21 protein-coding genes, 1 tRNA gene and 2 other RNA genes are annotated in these 19,757 nt (G+C 65.1%); 13 read left to right on the top strand and 11 right to left on the bottom strand.

Annotation, left to right across the window (positions count from 1 at the left end):
* The first annotated feature begins 66 nt into the window (after positions 1–66).
* From serS to QRM89_RS04390, 4 genes are all read left to right on the top strand, one after another.
* Positions 67–1,347, top strand: a complete 1,281-nt coding sequence (gene serS, locus QRM89_RS04405; RefSeq protein ID WP_115540116.1) for a serine--tRNA ligase — start codon at positions 67–69, stop codon at positions 1,345–1,347.
* Between the two features lie 277 nt (positions 1,348–1,624).
* Positions 1,625–2,644 carry a LysR family transcriptional regulator gene (locus QRM89_RS04400; protein ID WP_285447370.1) on the top strand — a complete coding sequence of 340 codons (1,020 nt, stop codon included), beginning with the start codon at positions 1,625–1,627 and terminating at the stop codon, positions 2,642–2,644.
* A 174-nt stretch (positions 2,645–2,818) separates the two neighbouring features.
* Positions 2,819–2,908: transfer RNA gene (locus tag QRM89_RS04395), tRNA-Ser, on the top strand.
* Positions 2,909–3,047: 139 nt separating this feature from the next.
* Positions 3,048–3,410, top strand: coding sequence for a hypothetical protein (locus QRM89_RS04390; RefSeq protein ID WP_285447369.1), 363 nt, complete (start codon positions 3,048–3,050; stop codon positions 3,408–3,410).
* Positions 3,411–3,789: 379 nt separating this feature from the next.
* On the opposite strand, the gene QRM89_RS04385 is transcribed toward QRM89_RS04390, so the two are convergent.
* The 7 genes from QRM89_RS04385 to QRM89_RS04355 form a co-directional block, all read right to left on the bottom strand.
* Positions 3,790–4,974 (bottom strand): FAD-dependent monooxygenase, encoded by a 1,185-nt coding sequence (locus QRM89_RS04385; RefSeq protein WP_285447368.1) that lies wholly within the window; start codon positions 4,972–4,974, stop codon positions 3,790–3,792.
* A gap of 43 nt (positions 4,975–5,017) precedes the next feature.
* On the bottom strand, positions 5,018–5,467 hold the full coding sequence (locus QRM89_RS04380) for a MarR family winged helix-turn-helix transcriptional regulator (RefSeq protein WP_228879281.1): 450 nt from the start codon (positions 5,465–5,467) through the stop codon (positions 5,018–5,020).
* A 219-nt stretch (positions 5,468–5,686) separates the two neighbouring features.
* A non-coding RNA gene (locus tag QRM89_RS04375) (sX9 sRNA) lies at positions 5,687–5,758 on the bottom strand.
* Positions 5,759–5,815: 57 nt separating this feature from the next.
* Positions 5,816–6,493: a glycosyltransferase family 2 protein gene (locus tag QRM89_RS04370; RefSeq protein WP_285447367.1), complete on the bottom strand. Its 678-nt coding sequence runs from the start codon at positions 6,491–6,493 to the stop codon at positions 5,816–5,818.
* Entirely contained in the window at positions 6,490–7,086 is a 597-nt protein-coding gene (locus tag QRM89_RS04365) for a class I SAM-dependent methyltransferase (protein WP_285447366.1), read from the bottom strand. Before QRM89_RS04365 ends, QRM89_RS04370 begins: the two co-directional genes overlap by 4 nt.
* Positions 7,083–7,844, bottom strand: a complete 762-nt coding sequence (locus tag QRM89_RS04360) for a PIG-L family deacetylase (protein WP_285447365.1) — start codon at positions 7,842–7,844, stop codon at positions 7,083–7,085. The genes QRM89_RS04365 and QRM89_RS04360 overlap by 4 nt, the downstream gene beginning before the upstream one ends.
* Positions 7,832–8,827 (bottom strand): acyl-CoA dehydrogenase, encoded by a 996-nt coding sequence (locus QRM89_RS04355; RefSeq protein WP_285447364.1) that lies wholly within the window; start codon positions 8,825–8,827, stop codon positions 7,832–7,834. The genes QRM89_RS04360 and QRM89_RS04355 overlap by 13 nt, the downstream gene beginning before the upstream one ends.
* A 121-nt stretch (positions 8,828–8,948) precedes the next feature.
* Between QRM89_RS04355 and QRM89_RS04350 the strand changes: the two genes are divergently transcribed.
* The 3 genes from QRM89_RS04350 to QRM89_RS04340 all read left to right on the top strand — a co-directional run bounded on the left by QRM89_RS04350 (position 8,949) and on the right by QRM89_RS04340 (position 10,132).
* Positions 8,949–9,125 carry a hypothetical protein gene (locus tag QRM89_RS04350; protein ID WP_183111275.1) on the top strand — a complete coding sequence of 59 codons (177 nt, stop codon included), beginning with the start codon at positions 8,949–8,951 and terminating at the stop codon, positions 9,123–9,125.
* Positions 9,109–9,726, top strand: coding sequence for a DUF488 domain-containing protein (locus tag QRM89_RS04345; protein ID WP_075285787.1), 618 nt, complete (start codon positions 9,109–9,111; stop codon positions 9,724–9,726). Before QRM89_RS04350 ends, QRM89_RS04345 begins: the two co-directional genes overlap by 17 nt.
* A gap of 175 nt (positions 9,727–9,901) precedes the next feature.
* Positions 9,902–10,132 (top strand): DUF1653 domain-containing protein, encoded by a 231-nt coding sequence (locus tag QRM89_RS04340; protein WP_165349476.1) that lies wholly within the window; start codon positions 9,902–9,904, stop codon positions 10,130–10,132.
* A gap of 35 nt (positions 10,133–10,167) precedes the next feature.
* Here QRM89_RS04340 and QRM89_RS04335 read toward each other — a convergent pair whose 3' ends face one another.
* Positions 10,168–10,386 carry a hypothetical protein gene (locus tag QRM89_RS04335; RefSeq protein WP_285447363.1) on the bottom strand — a complete coding sequence of 73 codons (219 nt, stop codon included), beginning with the start codon at positions 10,384–10,386 and terminating at the stop codon, positions 10,168–10,170.
* Positions 10,387–10,447: 61 nt separating this feature from the next.
* Here QRM89_RS04335 and QRM89_RS04330 point away from each other — a divergent pair, with 61 nt between their 5' ends.
* Positions 10,448–10,672: a hypothetical protein gene (locus QRM89_RS04330; RefSeq protein ID WP_161960811.1), complete on the top strand. Its 225-nt coding sequence runs from the start codon at positions 10,448–10,450 to the stop codon at positions 10,670–10,672.
* A 230-nt stretch (positions 10,673–10,902) separates the two neighbouring features.
* Positions 10,903–10,977: non-coding RNA, sX9 sRNA (locus QRM89_RS04325), on the top strand.
* Positions 10,978–11,136: 159 nt separating this feature from the next.
* Here QRM89_RS04325 and QRM89_RS04320 read toward each other — a convergent pair.
* A complete protein-coding gene (locus QRM89_RS04320) occupies positions 11,137–11,874 on the bottom strand; it encodes a DNA/RNA non-specific endonuclease (RefSeq protein WP_042598859.1) in 738 nt (245 codons plus the stop codon).
* Positions 11,875–12,125: 251 nt separating this feature from the next.
* The gene (locus tag QRM89_RS04315; protein ID WP_141763469.1) at positions 12,126–12,467 is read right to left on the bottom strand and encodes a hypothetical protein; all 342 of its coding nucleotides are present in this window, start codon (positions 12,465–12,467) and stop codon (positions 12,126–12,128) included.
* Positions 12,468–12,558: 91 nt separating this feature from the next.
* Here QRM89_RS04315 and QRM89_RS04310 point away from each other — a divergent pair, with 91 nt between their 5' ends.
* Together QRM89_RS04310 and QRM89_RS04305 are read left to right on the top strand one after the other, a co-directional pair.
* The gene (locus QRM89_RS04310) at positions 12,559–12,723 is read left to right on the top strand and encodes a hypothetical protein (RefSeq protein ID WP_183111662.1); all 165 of its coding nucleotides are present in this window, start codon (positions 12,559–12,561) and stop codon (positions 12,721–12,723) included.
* Positions 12,720–15,587 (top strand): PAS domain-containing protein, encoded by a 2,868-nt coding sequence (locus tag QRM89_RS04305; protein WP_285447362.1) that lies wholly within the window; start codon positions 12,720–12,722, stop codon positions 15,585–15,587. The genes QRM89_RS04310 and QRM89_RS04305 overlap by 4 nt, the downstream gene beginning before the upstream one ends.
* Before the next feature lie 22 nt (positions 15,588–15,609).
* Here QRM89_RS04305 and QRM89_RS04300 read toward each other — a convergent pair whose 3' ends face one another.
* Complete coding sequence (locus QRM89_RS04300) at positions 15,610–15,984, bottom strand: response regulator (protein ID WP_081340786.1); 375 nt, start codon at positions 15,982–15,984, stop codon at positions 15,610–15,612.
* Positions 15,985–16,177: 193 nt separating this feature from the next.
* Here QRM89_RS04300 and QRM89_RS04295 point away from each other — a divergent pair, with 193 nt between their 5' ends.
* Together QRM89_RS04295 and QRM89_RS04290 are read left to right on the top strand one after the other, a co-directional pair.
* Positions 16,178–17,674: an ATPase domain-containing protein gene (locus QRM89_RS04295; protein WP_115572835.1), complete on the top strand. Its 1,497-nt coding sequence runs from the start codon at positions 16,178–16,180 to the stop codon at positions 17,672–17,674.
* Positions 17,661–19,733, top strand: a complete 2,073-nt coding sequence (locus QRM89_RS04290; protein WP_184396033.1) for an ATP-binding protein — start codon at positions 17,661–17,663, stop codon at positions 19,731–19,733. Before QRM89_RS04295 ends, QRM89_RS04290 begins: the two co-directional genes overlap by 14 nt.
* The last annotated feature ends 24 nt before the right edge of the window (positions 19,734–19,757 follow it).

The raw sequence follows: 19,757 nt of genomic DNA, 5'->3' as shown, positions 1-19,757 counted from the left end.
TGAATCGATCGCAGCGACTGTCGGAACAGGCGATAATCCCCGGCTCCCACCAAAAACGATCCTCCGATGCTAGATCCGGCCCTGCTTCGCCAACATCCCGCCGACCTTGCCGAGCGCCTGCGCAGCACGCGCGGCTTCGACTTGAACACTGCGGAACTGGAGTCGCTGGAGAGCGAGCGCAAGCGGATCCAGGTGCGCACGCAGGAGCTGCAGAGCCTGCGCAATTCCAAGTCCAAGGCGATCGGCCAGGCCAAGGCCAAGGGCGAAGACGTGGCGGCGTTGATGGCCGAAGTGGCCGGCTTTGGCGATGAGCTCAAGGCATCGGAAGACGCGCTGGATGTCATCCGCGCGCAGCTGGAAGGCATTGCACTGGGCATTCCCAACTTGCCGGCCGCCGATGTGCCCGCGGGCAAGGACGAGAGCGAGAACGTCGAGCAGGCGCGCTGGGGCACGCCGCGGCAGTTCGATTTCGCAGTCAAGGATCATGTCGAACTCGGCGCGCCGCACGGCTGGCTGGACGGCGAAACCGCAGCCAAGTTGTCCGGCGCGCGTTTCACCGTGCTGCGTGGCCCGATCGCCCGCCTGCACCGTGCGCTGGCGCAATTCATGCTCGACCTGCATGTGGGCGAGCATGGCTACGAAGAAACCAACGTGCCGCTGCTGGTCAACGCCGATTCGATGCGCGGCACCGGCCAGTTGCCCAAGTTCGAAGACGATCTGTTCCAGACCGAAGTGGGCGATTCGAAGCGTTATCTGATTCCCACCTCCGAAGTGCCGCTGACCAATATCGTGCGCGATGCCATCGTCGACGCCGAGCGCCTGCCGCTGCGCATGACCGCCCATTCGATGTGCTTCCGCGCCGAAGCGGGCAGCGGTGGCCGCGACACCCGCGGCATGATCCGCCAGCACCAGTTCGAGAAAGTGGAACTGGTCACCGCGTGCAGCCCGGAAGACAGCGATGCCGAACACCAGCGCATGACGCGCTGCGCCGAAGTGGTGCTGGAAAAACTGGGCCTGCCGTATCGCAAGGTGCTGCTGTGCACCGGCGACATGGGGTTTTCGGCGATCAAGACCTACGACCTGGAAGTGTGGCTGCCCTCGCAGGCGACTTATCGCGAGATCTCTTCGTGCTCCAACTGTGGTGATTTCCAGGCGCGGCGCATGCAGGCACGCTGGCGCAATCCGGCCAGCGGCAAGCCGGAACTGCTGCACACGCTCAACGGCTCCGGCACCGCCGTGGGCCGCGCAATGATCGCAGTGATGGAGAACTACCAGAACGCCGATGGCTCGATTGACGTGCCGGACGCACTGCGCCCGTACATGGGCGGGCTGGAGCGGATTGGCTGAGCGTCATTGGACTGCTGCGCAGCCGTTTGGCTGCAGGGTCGTGAGCGCATTAGATAGCTGGTAGTCATGCGGCTGCCGCAGCGTTCGGCCGGCCCAAGCGAGCGCCAGCGTTGCATGGGCAACGACGTTCGACGCAGTAACCCAAAAGTGTTCGTAACCCAACGGGGCCGGTGACGGCCCCGTTGGCGTTTGAGGCACGTGGCACAAGGCGTGACGACGGACACGTTCGTTGCTCGATTGGGATAAAGGTGATTAAATATCGCGCATCGTTCTATCCATGGGTACCTGCGCCATGCACGACCTGAATGACCTGTACTACTTCGCGATGGTGGTGGACCACGGCGGCTTTGCGGCTGCCGAGCGCGCGCTGGGGATTCCCAAATCGCGTCTGAGCCGCCGCATCAGCCAACTCGAAACCGACCTGGGCGTGCGCCTGTTGCAGCGCTCCACGCGCCGTTTCGCGGTGACCGACGTCGGCACCAGCGTGCACCGACATGCGCAAACCATGCTGGCCGAAGCGCAAGCCGCGCGCGAGGTGGTCGACCGCCTCAGCGCCGAGCCACGCGGCCTGGTGCGCGTGAGCGTGCCGGTGTCGCTGGCACAGATCCAGTTACCGAAACTGCTGCCGCAATTCCTCGGTAAATACCCGAAGGTGCGGCTGCAGCTCAACATCAGCAATCGCCGCGTCGATGTCATCAACGAGGGCTACGACGTCGCATTGCGCGTGCGTTCGCGTCTGGATGACGACGGCAGCCTGGTGATGCGCAGCTTTGGCCAGGTGCAGGAGTTGCTGGTTGCAAGCCCCAAGTACCTGGACCGCGCCGGGCGTCCGAAGGATCCGGGCGAGCTGGCCAACCACACCACCATGAGCACCAGCGAGGACGAAGCGCACCAGCGCTGGGAACTGCACGGCCCCAACGGCGAGATGCGCCGCGTGGACCTGCAGCCGCGGCTGGCCGGCTTCGACTTCCCGCTGCTGCAATCGATGGCGCGCGACGGCTTCGGCATCACCATGCTTCCGGAGACGGTGTGCGCCGAAGCGGTGCGCAATGGCGAACTGGAAGTGGTGCTGCCGCATTGGTCGCTGCCGCAAGGCATCTGCCACGCCGTGTTCGCCTCGCGCCGCGGCCTGCTGCCGGCCGTGCGTGTGTTTATCGACTTCCTGGCCGAACACCTGCCGCAGGAAATCGAGCGCTCGCGCCTGGATTGCGGCGGCAACTGCGCCGAACTGGCGGAAAAGCTCAAGCGCGCCACCGCCGCAGCGGCCCCGCGCCTGGTGGTGGCCGAAGCCGGCTGAGCCAACGCCGACGCGTGGGCAAACCGGCCCGGGCATGCGAGAATGCGCGCCCGGGAGTGATCCCGGCGGTGGCAGCCCCAAGCAGTTTGGCGGTCACCACCTCAGCGCCACCTGCACTGCATGGTGGCGCTCGTGCGGGCGACCAAGGCCGTTGGCGCACGCACCAGCAGCATCGGAGAGATGGCCGAGCGGTTTAAGGCACCGGTCTTGAAAACCGGCGAAGGGTCAAACCTTCCGTGGGTTCGAATCCCACTCTCTCCGCCATATCGTCTGGTGCGTTCGACCTCGACCGCCGCTAAGCCTCGAATAGTTAACTCCGAAGGCTCTCCTCCCTCCTGCATCTCGACATCGCATTCGCGGAAGACACGGTTCACTACCGCATGTCTCGACATTTCTGCCACGCATGCGTAGCGCGACTCCCAAGCAAGCAGCTGACGCGCCTCTCCGCACCCCAGATGGCCGGTATCTCGTAGTCCGCGGGCGCTTGTGGCGCGCGAACAATCCTGGGCTACCGGCAGAAGCACGCGATGCGCTGGTGCATGCCTTGATGGACGCGCGACGTGCGGTCAAAGCGGCGCTACGTACGCGCGACGCCATGCAGCTCAAAGCAGCGCGCGGTGAGGTGGATGCTGCAAAAACAGGACTCGGTGAGCGTGGGGCGGTCTGGTGGAACGACGGTGCACCCGATTTCAATCGTCACCTGATCAAGAATACGCCTTACGCCGATTGGTTCGCCAAGCAGGAAGCAGGTCAGGAAACGGATTAAGCCTGCTAGCTACCGTGGTACACAGGCGCACTTCCCGCCAAGCCGCCGAGATCAAGAACAATAAAGGGAATTGATGATTGCTTGGCGTAACCACGCTAAGCGCGAAAGAAAATTACGTTCCGCGAGCCTGCGCTGATATGGCGGAGAGAGTGGGATTCGAAGCCCGAAGAGTTCGGCGGGAGTGGGGGCTAAACCCGCATCGAAACTTGCATTGCCTGTTCAGTCATCGAGCCGCGTAGCCTCGTCGCCTACAGCATGACTGCGGTAAGCATGCTGTGCATGCAGGCTGCGCCATAGCATCCAGCTACGTGGTGGCGTGCAGATCCGCTCACTGTTGCATGGCGCAACAACTCACGCGGCGCATCTCATTGCCGCAGCCTCAGTCATAACGCGACAAATCCGGCGCCTGGATGTCCGGGGTCATGAAGGTGTTGGCAAGGCCTTGCACGCTGGGTTGGCTGGCGAGCTTGAGCACGCCGTGTAACAGGCGGATGCCGAGCCGGCTGTGCGGGTTCATCAGGCGTGGGCCGATCTTGGGGACGCCCTGGCCTTGTTCGACCATGGGCCGCATGGCTGCGTCGTAGGCTTGTGCCGCGTGCTCCAGGTCCTGGTTGCGCACGATCTCGCAGGTCAGCACATAGGCGCCGGTGACGGCGAGGGTGGCACCAATGCCGGCCAGGGGTGTTGCGCACCAGGCTGCATCGCCGGTGAGCAACACGCGGCCGGTGTGCCAGCGCGGCATGCGCACCTGGCGCAGTGCGTCGAAGTAGAAGTCGTCGGTGGTGCGCATGCCTTCGAGCACGCGCGGGGTTTGCCAGCCGGCATCGGCGAAGCGTTCTTGCAGGTAGCGCTGCTGCGCGGCCACGTCCCAGTCTTGCGCGCCATCTGGTGGCTGCTGGATCGAGAGCATTGCGCGGGTGGTGCCGTGCCGGTCTGGCCGTAACGAGACGCTGCGGCCGGCGGGGGCGTGATACCAGCGCCACATGCGGTCATCGTCGGCTGCGCGCGGGATGGTGAAGTAGGCGATGGTCAGGTCCATCCAGCGCGGTGCGTTCTCGCCGGGGAAGACCAGCTCGCGTGTGGCCGAACCCACGCCCTCGGCGACGATGACAGCATCGAAGCGTTCGCTGCGCCCGCTGTTGAAAGTGACAATGGCGCTTGCAGCATCGTCTTCGATGGCGGTGATGCAGTCGCCGAAGCGGTAGGTGACGTGGTCACGTGCAGCGTCGTACAGCAGCCGCGCAAGGTCGCCGCGCAGGATTTCCATTTCGGCCGTGGGGCCGTCGCCATCCAGTGCGTCGGTCTTGAATTCGGCGGCGGGCGCGCCGTCGGCGTCCACCCAGGCGGTGCCTTCCTCGCCCGTGCCCTGTGCAAGTGCGGCCTGTTCCAGGCCCAGCCGGCGCAGGACGTCACGCCCAACGCCGCGGATGTCGATGTTCTGGCCGCCGTCTCTGAAGCCGGCGGCGCGCTCCACCACGGTGACGTCGACTCCGTGGCGGGCGAGGGTGAGGGCCGCAGTATTGCCGGCAATGCTCGCGCCGGTGATGAGGATGCGACGCGTCATGGGTGTGCCCGGGCTGGAAATATCAGGCGTGATATTACATGGTCTACGCAGACCGCTCCAGGTTGACGATCAGGCGCTGCAGCAAGGCAACCGTTTGCGCGGCTTCCTGCTGGGTGAAGCCCTGCAGCGCCTCGGCATTCAGATCCAGCAGCACCTGGCCGCCGATCGTCGCCATCTTGCGGCCACTGGCGGTGAGCGACACCAGCGCGGCGCGGCGGTCCTGCGGGGTGGCGGTGCGCTTGATGAGCTTCTGTGCTTCGAGCTTGCCCAGCAAGGCGACCATCGCCGGCTGCTTGACCGCCGAGTCGTTGACCAGGTCGCGCTGCAGCATGGGGCCCTTCCACGACAGCAGCAGGATCGGGCCGATCAGCGCCAACGAGACGCCGTGCTGCCTGAGCGCGCTGTCGACCAGCCTGTTGAACACGCGCGCGGCGTGGTTGGCGAGGTATCCCGGTGCGACTGCGGCGCCGGGGTGGATGTTCTGATCCTGCATGGGCAAACCATGGTGATGCCGTGAGGCCGTGCGGCGATTTTATCGGCGTTGGCGCCATGCAGGTGGGGGCGCGTGCGGATCACCGACAAGCTGCCGAACGAAGCCAGAGGCTGCTTGAGACGTATTGCCACCCCGGAGCGATTCGCAGTAGCTGCGCGTGTCGCTTGGTCAGTCCGGTTTGAGCTCGCTGGCGGATAGGCTGGCCGCCAGCCTTAGAGCGGCTAACAACGTAGCGAGCAGTCGTCAGGTGGGTGCGGACGGCGCGGAGGAACCGGGGTGTACGGGGTACATGCCGATTCCGAGCACCGGCTGCGCAGTCGTTTTGATCGCTGCTCTTAGTTGAGAGGGTCAGCCCAGGCTTGGGCTGGCTGCCAGCAGGGCTGCTTCCAGGCGCAGCAGATAATCGGCGAAGCCGCCACTGGCACGTGCACTGCGGCGCGCACTGGTGTTCACCACCGGGCTGGCCAGGCGCGCGATGCGCATGCCGGCCTGTTCCAGGGCGGCGACCAGCGCGACATCTTCGCTGCTACTTGCGTTGGAAAAGCCGCCGGCGGCCAGATAGGCGGAGGTCCGCATGCCCAGGTTTGCGCCATGCACATGCGGATGGCCGTCGTGCCGGATTTCGCTGGCCAGAAATGCGGCGCGGGTCTGGCTCAGATGATCGCGCCAGTCGGTCACTTCCACGACGCCGCAGAAGGCATCTGCCGCGCAGGCGAGTTGTGCCGCAAGCCAATCGGGCGGGACGCGGGTGTCGGCATCGGTGCACGCCAGCCAATGCGCACCGCGCGCGATGGCCGCGCGTGCGGCGGCCGCGCGTGCAACGCCCACGCCGCCGCACACCTCCTGGGTGATCGCGCCATGCGCGCGGGCGATGACGCCGGTTTGATCGGTGCAACGGTCCAGTGCGACGTGAATCTCGACCGCTTCGCTCTGCAGTGCCGGGTGCTGCGCGGCCACGCGGATGGACTGCAGGCACGGCCCGATCAGCGCCTGCTCGTTATGCGCGGGGATGGTGACCGCGATCATCGCAACTGCTCGCGTTGTGCGATCGAGGGGCCGGCCATCCATGCCTGTAGCAGGAAATCTGCGTCTTCGTAGCGGCACAGGGTGTCGCGCGCCAGCACCTGATCGAGCGCTTGATGCACGTGCTCCGCACTGCGCACCGCGCCTTCGAACGGATGCCGCCAGTGGCAAGCCACCAGGCAACCTTGCGGCGCCAGCGATGTGGCGAACAAGGCGACGGTGCGCTCGAATGCGGTGGCGTCGAGGTAGTAACCGACTTCGCTGAAGACGATCAGGTCGAACTGTTCGGTTGGCCAGTCGGCCGGATGGTTGGCTTGTTGCAGCGTGATGCCTGGGTGCTGCTGCACGCGCTCGCTGGCCAGCTTGACGGCGTGATGGGAAAGATCGGTCGCCAGCAAGCGGGTGCAGCGTTTGCCGAGCTCTGCGGTAAGCTCGCCATTGGAGCAGCCGAACTCCCAGCCGCGGTCGACCAAGGGAAAGGGCAGGGCGGCCAACAGCACGGCGCGCTTGCGTTGCTCGTACCAGCGCGAGCGGTAACCGAACGGGTCAGCGTCCGCGTAGAGCTGCTCGAAGTCGTCGCTGTTCAACACGCTCATGCGAAGAACACTTCGAACGTGCGATCGAAACGCGCCAGCACATGCGGCGGAAGAATCGGCTCGTTGACCGGCGGAGTGCAGGTGCCGAGCTGGGTGGAAAAACACGTGATCGCGCGCTGTTTGGCGGCGTGCACGGCGGGCGTGAGCTCGAAACGCAGCGCGCGGTCGTCCTCGAAAATGCCGTCGCCCGGCTGCGACCAATGCCATGCCCACACCGGATAGGTGAGCAGGCGCGCACCGTGGCGTGCGCAGGCGGCGCGGGTGGCACGCGCGGCGGCTTCGTGGTCGGGGTGGCCGTCGCGGTGCCAGGTGACCAATACAAGATCCTCTGGCTGGAGATAGCTGGCAATCGCGTGCGTCATGGCGTGTTCGTGCTCGTGCAATGCGCCGTCTCCAAGATCGCAATGGGTCACCGCGTGATTGGTCAGCCCAAGGGCCGCCAGTGCCGCATCGAGTTCCTGCCTGCGCGCAGGCGCCAACAGGTGCGGTGCCCAGGCGGGCACGTGCGGGTAGGCCATCTCGCCATCGGTCAGCGCAATCACACAGACCGGAATGCCGTGTGCTTGCGCGGCGGCCATCACACCACCACAGCCAAGCACTTCATCGTCCGGGTGGGGCGCAACCACCACCAGCCGCCGCGCATCCTGCAGCAGCGCGCCCAGTGACACTTGCGGCATGTGCTTGAGCACGGCGGCAGCGCGCCACACCGATTCCGGCGTTCCGGTGCCTTCGATCGACTGCCCTGCTAGAGCGTCCATGCGGCCGCCTCCTGGTGGCAGCGCTCGCCCAGTGATTGCAGGTCGCGCTCTGCATGGTGTTGGCGAATGAAGACCAGCAGATCTGCACACCGCTGCGCATGCGCGCCCTGCATGCATAGCGGGCCCGGGCCGAGCGCGCGGGCGACGCGATCCACGGTGTCGCGGGCGATGGCCTCGACACTGCCGCGCAGCTGCATTACCTCGCGCTGATGCGCCAGGTGTGGCTGCGCATCGATGCGTGCCGCCAGCTCGCGCATGAGCGCACGTGTGCTGGCCAGGCCGGCATCGATGGCGCCAAGGTGCGCAGCGGCGTGTGGATCGCGGCGCACACGCGGTGATTGCCGTAATACGTCTGCCACCGCCGTGGTCGCACCAAACCAACACGCGGCAATGCCGGCGCCGCCGTGCCAGAACCCCGGGCGAGCCAGATAGCCGTCATCTGCGGCGACCAGCTGTGCCGGCGTGGCAGAGAATGTGACGTTGGCCGTTTCGATCGCGCGCATGCCGAGCGCCTGCCACGCGCTGGCATCGATGCGAACGCCGGGTTGATCGAGCGCGACGGCAAACAGGCTTGGAGCACCCTGGTGCGGCGCGGTGACCAGTGCATGCGTGACTTGCGCTGCGCCCGAGCACCAGGCTTTAGTGCCGTGCAATGCGTTGCCGGTGAAGTGCATGTCCGTGCCGGGCGGCTCGGCCGCCCACACGGCCCAGTACTGCCCTGGCTGCATGAGATCACTGCCCAGATCCGCGCAGATGGCCTGCGCGTCGTAGTGCGCCTCCAGCAATTTGGCAACGCACAAGTCCGCCGCCGCGATGTCGGCGAGGATGCGCCAGCGTGCGAGGGTGTTTCCGCGCCCTGGCAAGGGCAGCGTGGGATGCATGGCCAGCCACGTAGTTGCTGCGGCCAGGTCGAGGCCGCTCTGCGCGGATGCTGGAGAAGGTGATGACGAAATGAGTGTCATCGGGCTGATGCGTGCGTTCATCACGAAAAGCTAAGCAGCGCTCGGTGCAAGAGGTGTGAGGCGGTCATCGCGGTGCGGTGATGACGCCGGTTGAGTTGGCTTGGGTGTGCTGTGAGTAGGCATTCACAAGGATTCGTTAGCGGTGCAAGCAACAGAAAGCCTTTATGTCGCGGCGCTGCCGCATTTGCAGCGACGTTGCGAAATTGCAGCCAGCAAACACATGCACTGGCGCAACAGCCAGTTCACCTCGCGTGCGTGGCAGATCTTTTACGGTCGCACTGAACTTTCGCGATCAATGAATCATGGCGATGAACAATGAAACGCCGCAGATCCACGAGGTGCGTGCCTTGGACGAAGCTGATGCCGGTGCTCCCAGCACCCTCTGGACGATTGGTCATTCCACACGCAGTTGGGAAGCGTTTGTCGCACTGCTGCACTTGCACCGCATCGAGGCGGTGGTGGATGTGCGGCGCTTTCCTGGCTCCAGGCGGTATCCGTGGTTTGCAAGTGACGTAATGGCATCGGCGTTGGCCGAGATCGGCTTGGCCTACGTCTGGTTGCCACAGCTCGGTGGACGCCGTCGTGCGCAGCCGGGGTCGCCGAATGGGGCCTGGCGTAATGCCGCGTTCCAGGGCTATGCCGACCACATGAACAGTGCGGAATTCCAGCAGGCATTCACGCAGGTGACCACGCGTGCGGCGAGCACGCGTAGCGCGCTGATGTGTGCAGAGGCGCTGTGGTGGCAATGCCACCGCCGGTTGATTTCCGATCTGCTGGTGCACCGCGGCCATGCGGTGTTGCACGTGATGAGCGAGAAGCCCGCGCAGCCGCACCAGCTGACGCCTGGCGCGCAGGTGGCAGGCGCAGATTTGATCTATCCGCCGCAGCAGGGCGCTTTATTTGCGGAGCACGATGCGTAGCCTGCACGCATCGCGCACAGCGCCTAAGCAAGCTGCAGTGTTTTGACGCAAGTCTGCCAGCACGCGTCATGTCGTCTGCTGATCGCGAGCGCGAGCCCTGCAGTCCGCTGCCTCTGCGCAACGCGGTCGGCAAAGCTACGCTACCCTTGCGCACTTCCACTCATGACGCATGCCCATGCCTTCCTTGCCTCCACTCCCGTCCATTGAGCCCGGCCGTTATCGGCATTTCAAAGGGGGACACTACGAGGTGTTGGGCGTGGTTCGTCACAGCGAGACATTGGCGCCGCTGGTGCTGTACCGCCCGCTCGAGACGGACGTAGGGATGTGGGTGCGGCCGTTCGAGATGTTTGTGGCGCAGGTCGAGGTAGCGGGCATGATGCGGCCGCGGTTCGAACGGATCGGCTGACCGCAGGCCCTGCGTCGCTTCTGCCGCTTCGATGCTTACTCGTCGCGCTGGAGGTCGAGCGCTTGCCGCGATAGCAGGCCAAGTTTGGAGGCGAAGGCGATCACCAGCTCCACTGCTTCGGCGCCATCGTCGGGATAGCGGCGGAGCAGGTCGCGCTCGAACGCTTCGATCGCCTCCCACGGATCCGCGCTGGTCGCCACGCGCCGGCAGAGCTGCTCGAACAGACTGGTGGGCGGGTGAGGTGGGGGCGCCATGGCCGAAGTGTGGCGATGGCGCGTCTCATGTCGTGAGACGGTGTGGCCGATACTGAGTCGGATGGATCGAACCGCGCTGCGCACCCATTTGGATCATCTCGATGCCGCGGTGCCGGCGTTGCTGAAGTCGTGCCCGGACCGCTGCCATTTCTGGCAAGCATTTGCCGGGATGGCTGAGGTCATCGAGGCACGCGCATTGTCGGTCGAAGATGCACGCTTTGTCGGTCGGCGCATCGACGAGATTCTGGCCTGGCATGGTCTTGAAGAGCGCGGCCGTGATGCGTAGGCGCTGCGCGGCGATCCAGTTCCACACGTAAACCGACAGGCCACCGCGCTCGAGGCCAGCCACGGCCACGCGGTGGCTCGGCATCGGGACGCACTGCAGTTGCGGCGCGCGTATGCATCGGCGTGGACGTCGGGCACGAACCTGATCACAAACGCGCCACCGATGTTTAGAGCAGCTATCAAAACTACTGCGCAGCCGCCAGGCGGGCGCGGCCGGTGCTCGAAATCCTCATGTACCCACGTACATTCCGGTTCCTCCGCGCCGTCCGCACCCACCTGACGACTGCTCGCTACGTTTTGTTAGCCGCTCTTAGCAGTGCGGGCGAACGCCAAGAGACAATCTCGCCGGCCTGCAATGCATGGAGCACAAGCAGGTAGCAGCTTTAGCATGTAGCGCGACTATGCGCCGCGCACAAAAGCAAAAAGCCCTGCGGACAGGGCTTCTTGCGTATTACGTCAGATCGGTTAACCCAGGTCGCAATTGCTCGGCTGCGGCCAGGTGGTTGCAGGCAGCATTGCCTTCACTGCGGCGGGTGCGGAGATGCCGATCTCGCTGGCACCGTAGAGGTCTTCCAGCTCGTCGATGCTGACGATGTAGCTGTCGAGCGAGCCAAGCGTGGCGCTGTTGGGAATCAGCCAGCTGATCGCGCGCGTGCCGCCGCCCGGGTTGGCGGTGATGATGGTCTTCCAGAAGAAATCCGGTGTGCGGATGCCGTGGCTGGTCAGAAAATAATCGTTGCTGGTGTCGCTATAGATCACGCCGCCATAGACCTGCACGCTGGCGATATCGCGATAGCACTCGGCGACATTTTCTGCACGCACCCAGATGCCCTGGTTGAAGCCAGCCACCTGCGGCACGATGTTGGACATGAAGTTCGCGCGGCGAATATAGGTGGCGTTGTAGTCCATGTGGTTGGAGGTGACCAGATGGCCACGGTCGTAGCCGGAGCGCACGCTCGCATACGAATTGGTGGTGGTCTGGCCGGCGCAACCGCTGGGCAGGTCGGTGTCGAGAAAGAAGCTGGACGGACGCGCGGCCGAGCCGGTGTCGGCGGTGAGCGTGTATTCGTAACGCAAGGCCGTGCGGTTGGTGCAGTCGTAGCGCAGCAGGAAGCCGCCCTTGTTGAGCGTGACCACCTGGGCCTGGGCACCGGCACTGAAGGTGGTGAGGAGGAAAACGGCGAGGAAGATTCCCAAACGCATAGCGGCACATCTCCGTGGGTGGTGTGTCTGTCAGTTAGGCGCACGCCGCTGGCGCCAGGCACCGGAAAGGTCCGCCGCCTGTCGAGCGAGATACGTGATTGCGTTGATGTCGCGGGCAGCCGAAGGCCGCCTGTGTAGGCCTGTCAGTGAATGGTGGTTGCCGCGCCCCTATCGCCACGCAGTGGCACGCGGTGAATTAGATATCCGTCAAGCGAGCGCGAGCGTCAACGCTGGATTTCGCGAGCTGTGACTCAGCGCAAAAACTTCAACTGTGTAAGAGCGCGATCACCTGCGTGCAAACAAACTGTCGTGCACGTGCTGCATTGTTGTGCATGCGCGCGCACTGAATGCAGCAATTGCTTGGTTGCACGCCAATGGTGCATCAACCCATCAAGACGCGTTCTGGATGCACAGCAAGGCCGAATCGCCAGATCACGGCCGATTGGCAAACACGCAAGCATCAGCATGCGGCGTATTGCACTTACAGCAGCATCCAGCGGCGCGGCGTGATTGAGCGCGCTTGCGTGGCTGATGCCTGCCACACCATCAGCAAAGAACGCGACACCTTCATCAGCGACCTGCGACAACAGCAACCAGCACTCCAGGCGTGCGTGCTGGACGTGGCTGCGCCGCACTCCCATCATTGGCGGCAGCGGCTGCTAGCCATGGTCACCTGCAGCTGCGATGTCGCATTCCCTTTGCTTTCTGGTGTTCAGACACATGTATGCACGCGTGACCACGGATGCCACGGCGTTGCTCGCCAGCGTCAACGCCGTAGAAGTTTTTATCGGCGAGGTGTCGCTGCCGTGCGCGATGATGGCCCTGCATGTGCGGCGGGCGCGCGCGTGACGGCGGAATTTCCGCACGGTGCCAGCACCATGGCGCAAGCGGTGCGCGAGCACGATTGGGCGCTGACGCCGCTTGGGCCGCTAACACAATGGCCGGCACCGCTGCGCAGCGCGGTCAACCTCATCCTCAGCTCGCCCGAAAGCATGTATCTGGTGTGGGGCGAGGCGCTGACATTCTTCTACAACGACGCCTACACCCCGATCCTGGGCCCGCGCCAACGGCGTGCGTTGGGCGCGCCGTTGCGCGCGTTGTGGGCCGATGCGTGGGACGCCGTGCGTGGGCCGATCGAGGCCGCGTTTGCCGGCCACGCGTCGCGCTTCGAGGAAATGCCCATCGGCATGAATCGGCACGGCAGCCCGGAGCAGACCTGGTGGACGTTTTCGTTTTCGCCGATCTATCTGGACGATGGCCGCGTCGGCGGTGCGTTCTGCGTCACCAACGAGGTCACCGATCGCAAGCTGGCGCAGCAGCACTTGGCCGACGAACACGAACGCCTGATCCGGTTGTTCGAGCAGGCGCCGATGTTCATGGCGTTCCTCACCGGGCCGCAACATCGGGTGGAGTTCGTCAACGATGGCTATTCGAAGCTGATCGGGCACCGCGATGTGATCGGCAAGCCGCTGGCCGAGGCATTGCCGGACGCGGCCGAGCAGGGCTACTTGCAGCCGCTGGACGAGGTGTACCGCTCCGGCCGTGCGTACACGGCCAATGCGCTTGCCTACACCATGCAGGCCGAACCGGACGGTGCAGTGGAGCGGCGCCTGCTGGATCTGGTGTATCAGCCGATCACCGGCAGCGATGGCGCGATCTCCGGCGTGTTCATCCAGGGCCTGGATATCACCGACCGCCTCAGCCTGGAACGCGCCGTGCGCGAAGCGGAGGTGCGCAACCGGCAGATCCTGGACAGCGTGATGGATTACGCCATCATCGCCACCGATCTGCAGGGCCGGGTGACGTCATGGAATGAGGGTGCGCGGCGCATCCTGGGCTGGTCCGAGGCCGACATGCTGGGCCAGACGCTGGAGCGCACCTTCACCCCCGAGGACATCGCACGCAAGCAGTTGCTGATCGAAATGGCGAGCGCGTTGGAGACAGGCAGCGGCACGGATGAGCGCTGGCATGTGCGCAGCTCCGGCGAGCGCTTCTGGGCCAACGGCTCGATGATGGTGCTGCGCGAGGAAACCGGCGCAGCCATCGGGTTCGTGAAGGTGTTGCGCGACCGCACCGCCGAGCGCCTGGCCGGCGAAGCGCTGCTCAAGAGCGAGCGCCGCCTGGATGCACTGGTGCGCGCGTCGTCGCATGCGATCTTTTCGGCCAGTGCCGATTGGAGCGCCTTGCGCCACCGCGTGGGCAATGGCGTGCTCAGCGACGACCTGCCGGCTAATCCACGTTGGCAGCAGGAGCTGGTGCATCCGGACGATCGCGCGCAGCTGGCACAAGCCATTGCCACCGCCATCGCAAACACGGCCAGCCTGGATGTGGAGTACCGCGTCAATCTTCCCGACCAGCAAACCGGCTGGACGCAGATGCGTGCGGTGCCGCTGCTGGATGCGCACGGACGCATCATCGAGTGGTTCGGCACCGCCACCGACATCACCGACAAGCGGCAGGCCGAGGCGCAGTTGCGCCAGCTCACCGATACCCTGGAAGAGCGCGTGCGCGAGCGCACCGCCGAGCTGTTGCTGGCCGAAGAAAAATTGCGCCAGAGCCAGAAGATGGAAGCGGTGGGGCAGCTCACCGGCGGGCTGGCGCATGACTTCAATAATCTGTTGACTGCCATCAGCGTGGGGCTGGAGCTGCTGCAGACACGCATTGCGCAAGGCCGTTACGACCGGCTGGAGCGCTATGTGGAGATGGCGCAATCCAGCGCGGCGCGTGCGGCGGCGCTAACCCAACGCCTGCTGGCGTTTTCACGGCGGCAAACGCTGGCGCCCACCCCGCTGGAAGTGGAAGCGCTAGTGCGCGGCATGCGCGAGATCATTGCGCGCACGCTGGGGCCATCGATCGCGCTGCAACTGCGTGCCGATGCACAGGCCTGGCAGGTGCTCGTCGATGCGCCGCAGCTGGAAAACGCCTTGCTCAACCTGTGCATCAATGCGCGTGACGCCATGCCCGATGGCGGTGCCCTGACCATCGCCATTACCAATGCCGAGCTGCGTGGCAGCGCCGCGCAGCAGTTGGAGCTGCCGGAAGGGCAATACGTGTGCCTGAGCGTGCAGGACACCGGCACCGGCATGAGCGAAGAGGTGATGGAGAAGGTGTTCGAGCCGTTCTTCACCACCAAGCCGATCGGGCAGGGCACCGGCCTCGGTCTGTCGATGATCTACGGGTTTACCCGGCAGTCCGGCGGGCAGGTGCGTATGCATTCCGAAGCCGAGGTCGGCACCACCATGTCGCTGTATCTGCCGCGCTTTACCGGCGAACCGTTGCCCGCCGACCAGGCCGCCATCGACGCGCCCACGCTGCCAACGGCCGGCGACAGCAAGACCGTGTTGCTGGTGGAAGATGAAGCGCCGATCCGCATCCTGATCTGCGAAGTGCTGACCGATGCCGGCTACCGGGTCATCGACGTCGCGGACGGCAGTACGGCGGTGGAGCGCCTGCAATCGGCGGAAGTGATCGACCTGCTGGTGACTGACGTCGGCCTCACCGGCGCGCTCAATGGGCGCCAGGTGGCCGATGCCGGCCGTCTGCAGCGCCCAGCGCTGCCGGTGTTGTTCGTGACCGGCTACGCAGCGAGCGCGGCCGTAGGCGCCGGGCAACTGGAAACAGGCATGGAAGTGCTGACCAAGCCATTCCTGGCAGCCGACCTGGAGCGCAGGGTCGGCCAACTGCTCGCACGCTCTGGCGGCGGTGCAGGCTGACTGCCACTGACGGTGCGGCCGGTTACAGCGAAGTGCGGACGGTGTCCAGCAGATCGCGCAGCGTGAACGGCTTGGTGAGCAGACGCATGCCGCTGGCCAGAAAGTCCTTGCGCGCCGATGCCGCACCTGCGAACCCGGTCATGAACACGATGGGCAAGCTCGGGTACAACACACGGGCGCTGTCGGCCAGGTCGCGCCCGTTCATGCCGGGCAGGCAGATATCGGACAACAGCAAATCGAAGACCGGCAGGTTCTGCAGCTGCTGCAATGCAACTTCCGCATCTTCTGCAGCGACCACCGTATAGCCTTCGTCACTCAGGATGTCGGTGGTCATCAGGCGGATAGCGTCGTTGTCTTCCACCAGCAGGATGCGTGCGTGTGCAGTTGCGTGATTCACCAAGAGCCTCAAAACCATCTGTCGCGGTGCAGCGATCTGCGTGCAACGCTAGGGCAGGGGCCGTGAGGGTTGCGTTGGGGCAGGTGTGACGGTGTCCAGCGGCAGGCCTGGCAGCAAGCTGAGCACTTCAGCCGGCTTCGGTGAAGGAGTGAATGCGCGTGTTAACCTGAATGGCCTAGGGACACTTCATCCAATGACCTCAACGCGTATCGCCACGGGAACAAGCGGACTCGACACCATCCTGCGTGGTGGGTTGCCGTCCAACCGGCTGTACCTGCTCGAAGGCCAGCCAGGCTCGGGCAAGACCACGCTGGCGCTGCAGTTCCTGCTGGAAGGCGCGGCCAAGGGCGAGAGTTGCCTGTACATCACCTTGTCCGAAACGCTGGATGAGCTGCAGGAAGTTGCGCAGTCGCATGGCTGGTCGCTGGATGCGCTGCATATCTTCGAGCTGGCATCGGCCGAAGCGTTTCTGGGCGACGGGCGGCAGCAATCCATCCTGCACCCGTGGGAACTGGAACTGGATGGCACCGTCAAGCTCATCCAGGCCGAGGTGGACCGGGTCAAGCCGCAGCGCGTGGTGTTCGACTCGTTGTCCGAATTGCGCCTGCTGGCGCAGGACTCGCTGCGCTACCGTCGCCAGGTGCTGGCGCTCAAGCAGTTCTTTGCACCGCGCAACATCACCGTGCTGCTGGTGGACGATCTGACCGGCACCAGCGAGGGCCGCGATTCGCATCTGCATAGCCTGTGTCATGGCGTGGTATCGCTGGAGCGGTTGACGCTGGATTTCGGCGCCGCACGTCGGCGCATGCAGGTGCAGAAATTACGCGGCGTGGATTTCATTGCCGGCTATCACGATCTGTCGATCCTGCGTGGCGGCATGCGGATCTATCCGCGCCTGATCGCCTCCGACCACCATGTCACCTTCATCGGCGATGCCGTGTCGAGCGGGGTGCAGGAAGTCGACGATCTGCTGCACGGCGGGCCGTTGCGTGGCACTAGCACCTTGCTCACCGGCCCGGCCGGCAGTGGCAAGACCAACGTCGCCCTGCAATACGTCGCTGCGGCGTGTGCGCGTGGCGAGCACTGCTGCATCTTCGAATTCGACGAGCGCACCGGCACCTTGCTGGCCCGTGCCGAATCGCTGGGGCTGGATCTGCGCCGGCATCTGGAGTCGGGGTTGCTCGAGCTGCGCCAGATGGATCCGGCCGAACTGTCGCCGGGCGAGTTCGCCTGGCAGGTGCGCGCCAGCGTGGAGCAGCGCAACTGCCGCCTGCTGGTGATCGACAGCCTCAACGGTTATCTGTCGTCGATGCCGCAGGAAAAACAGCTGATGCTGCAGATGCACGAGCTGCTGTCGTATCTCAACCAGAGCGGCGTGACCACGTTCCTGATCAATCCGCAGCATGGTCTGGTGGGCACGATGTCCACCGGCAACCTCAACATCTCCTACATGGCCGACACCGTCATCCTGTTCCGCTTTTTCGAAGCACAGGGCCGCATCCGCAAGGCGCTGTCGGTGATCAAGAACCGCAGCGGTGCGCACGAAGATGCCATCCGCGAGCTGCGCATCGGCAATTCGGGCATTCGCCTGAGCGCGCCGCTCAACGACTTCCACGGCGTGCTGACCGGGACGCCGCATTTCATCGGTGACGAGGCGCCGCTGCTGGGCAACGATCTTGCGCGGCGTTGAGGCCCCCGGCTGCACGGTCCACATCGTGGCGCCATTTGGCCGTGATGCGGAGAGCATTGCGGTCATCCTGGATCGTCAGGACCTGTCGGTGTGCATCCATGATTCGCTCGCGCAGATGGCGCGGCAGCTGGACGACTCCGCCGGCGTGGTGGTGCTGACCGAAGAAGCGGTGGCCGGTGATGTGGAGGCCTTGACCGCCGCGCTGCAGGCGCAGCCGCCATGGTCGGACATTCCGTTCGTGCTGCTGCGCTCCTCGCGCGGGGCCTATTACAACCGGCACACCACGCTGCCGGCGGCGGCGATCAACGTCATCGAGCTGGAACGCCCGTTGGGTGCGGTGTCGTTGCAGAGTGCCATTTCCACGGCGCTGCGCTCGCGTCAGAAGCAATTCGTCATCCGCGACCAGATGGCGCAGCTGGCCGAAAGCCAGGCGGCGCTGGCGCTGAGCGAAGCCGAGCTGCGCCGCGTCACCGATGCGTTGCCGGTGCTGATCGCCTTTATCGACAAACACCTGATCTACCGCTTCGCCAACCAGGCCTATGAAGTGTGGATCGGGCAGTCGCCCGCCGCTGTGGTGGGGCGGTCGCTGGACGAGGTGATGGGGCCGGCGCTGGTGCGCCAGCGGCGCGGCTGGATCGATGCCGCCCTTGCCGGGAAGGCGCTCACCGTGGAGGTGAGCTGGCCGCATGCAGATGGCCGCCGCCGCGATGCGGAGATCCGCTACCTGCCACGCTTCGATGCACATGGCGAGGTGGACGGCTTTCATGTGTTCGCCACCGACGTGACCGCGCGCACCGTGGCGATGGAGTCGATCCAGCAGCAGGCCACGCTGCTCGAAGCCAAGGTGGCCGAACGCACCGCCGAGCTGGAGCAGCAGATGCAGGCGCGCGAAAGCAGCGAAGCGGCGCTGCGCCAGGCACAGAAGATGGAAGCGGTGGGCCAGCTCACCGGCGGCATCGCGCACGATTTCAACAACATGCTCACCGGCATTCTCTCGGCACTGGATCTGGCGCGGCTGCGCATCGACCAGGGCCGCAGCGAAGGGCTGGGCCGGTTCCTGGATGTGGCCTCGGCCTCGGCGCTGCGCGCTGCGGCGTTGACCCAGCGGCTGCTGGCGTTTTCGCGCCGGCAATCGCTGGAGGCCCGGCATCTGCACGTCAATGACCTGGTGGTGTCGCTGCAGGAATTGCTGGCGCGCACGCTGGGCGAATCGGTACAGCTGGTGACCGACCTGCAGGCGGACATGCCGGCGGCGTACGTGGATGAAAACCAGCTGGAAAGCGCCTTGCTCAATCTGGCGATCAATGCGCGCGACGCCATGCCCGATGGCGGCCAGCTGCGCATCGCCACCCGGCATCTGACTGTCACCGACGCGCCGTTGCTGCTCGGCCGCGGCATCACGCTGGCAGTGGGCGGCTATGCGGTGGTGTCGGTCACCGACAGTGGCACCGGCATGACCCCGGACGTGCTGGAGCGGGTGTTCGAACCGTTCTACACCACCAAGCCGATCGGCCAGGGCACCGGCCTTGGCATGTCGATGATCTACGGCTTCATGCAGCAGTCCAACGGCCAGGTGTGGGTGGAATCGGAACCGGGCGCGGGGACCACCGTCAGCCTGTATCTGCCCTCCGGCGTCAACGTGCACGATGCGCGCCCGGCCGTGCTGCCCAGCAGCGTGGTCGCCGGGCAGGGCCAGCAGGTGCTGGTGGTCGAAGACGATGCACAGGTGCGGCTGCTGGTCACCGAATTACTACAGGAGCTCGGCTACCAGGCCGAAGTGGTGGCCGATGCCGATGCGGCATTGCCGATCCTGGCCTCACCGCAGCGCATCGATCTGCTGGTCACCGATGTCGGCTTGCCTGGCCTCAACGGCCGCCAGCTGGCAGAGATCGCACGCCAGTCGCGTCGCGATCTGCCGGTGATCTTCATGACCGGCTATGCGGAAACCGCGCGCGATCGCGGCGAATTCCTGGGCGAGGGCATGAGCATGATCGCCAAGCCATTTACGCTGGGCGAGTTCAGCGGCAAGTTGCACGAAGTGCTGGGGCCTTCCGCGTAACGCTGCGCGTGCGTCGCTGCGCCA

It is taken from the genome of Xanthomonas sp. LMC-A-07, from assembly GCF_030208825.1.
Taxonomy (GTDB): domain Bacteria; phylum Pseudomonadota; class Gammaproteobacteria; order Xanthomonadales; family Xanthomonadaceae; genus Xanthomonas; species Xanthomonas campestris.
This window is presented reverse-complemented; position numbering and strand designations above follow the sequence as displayed.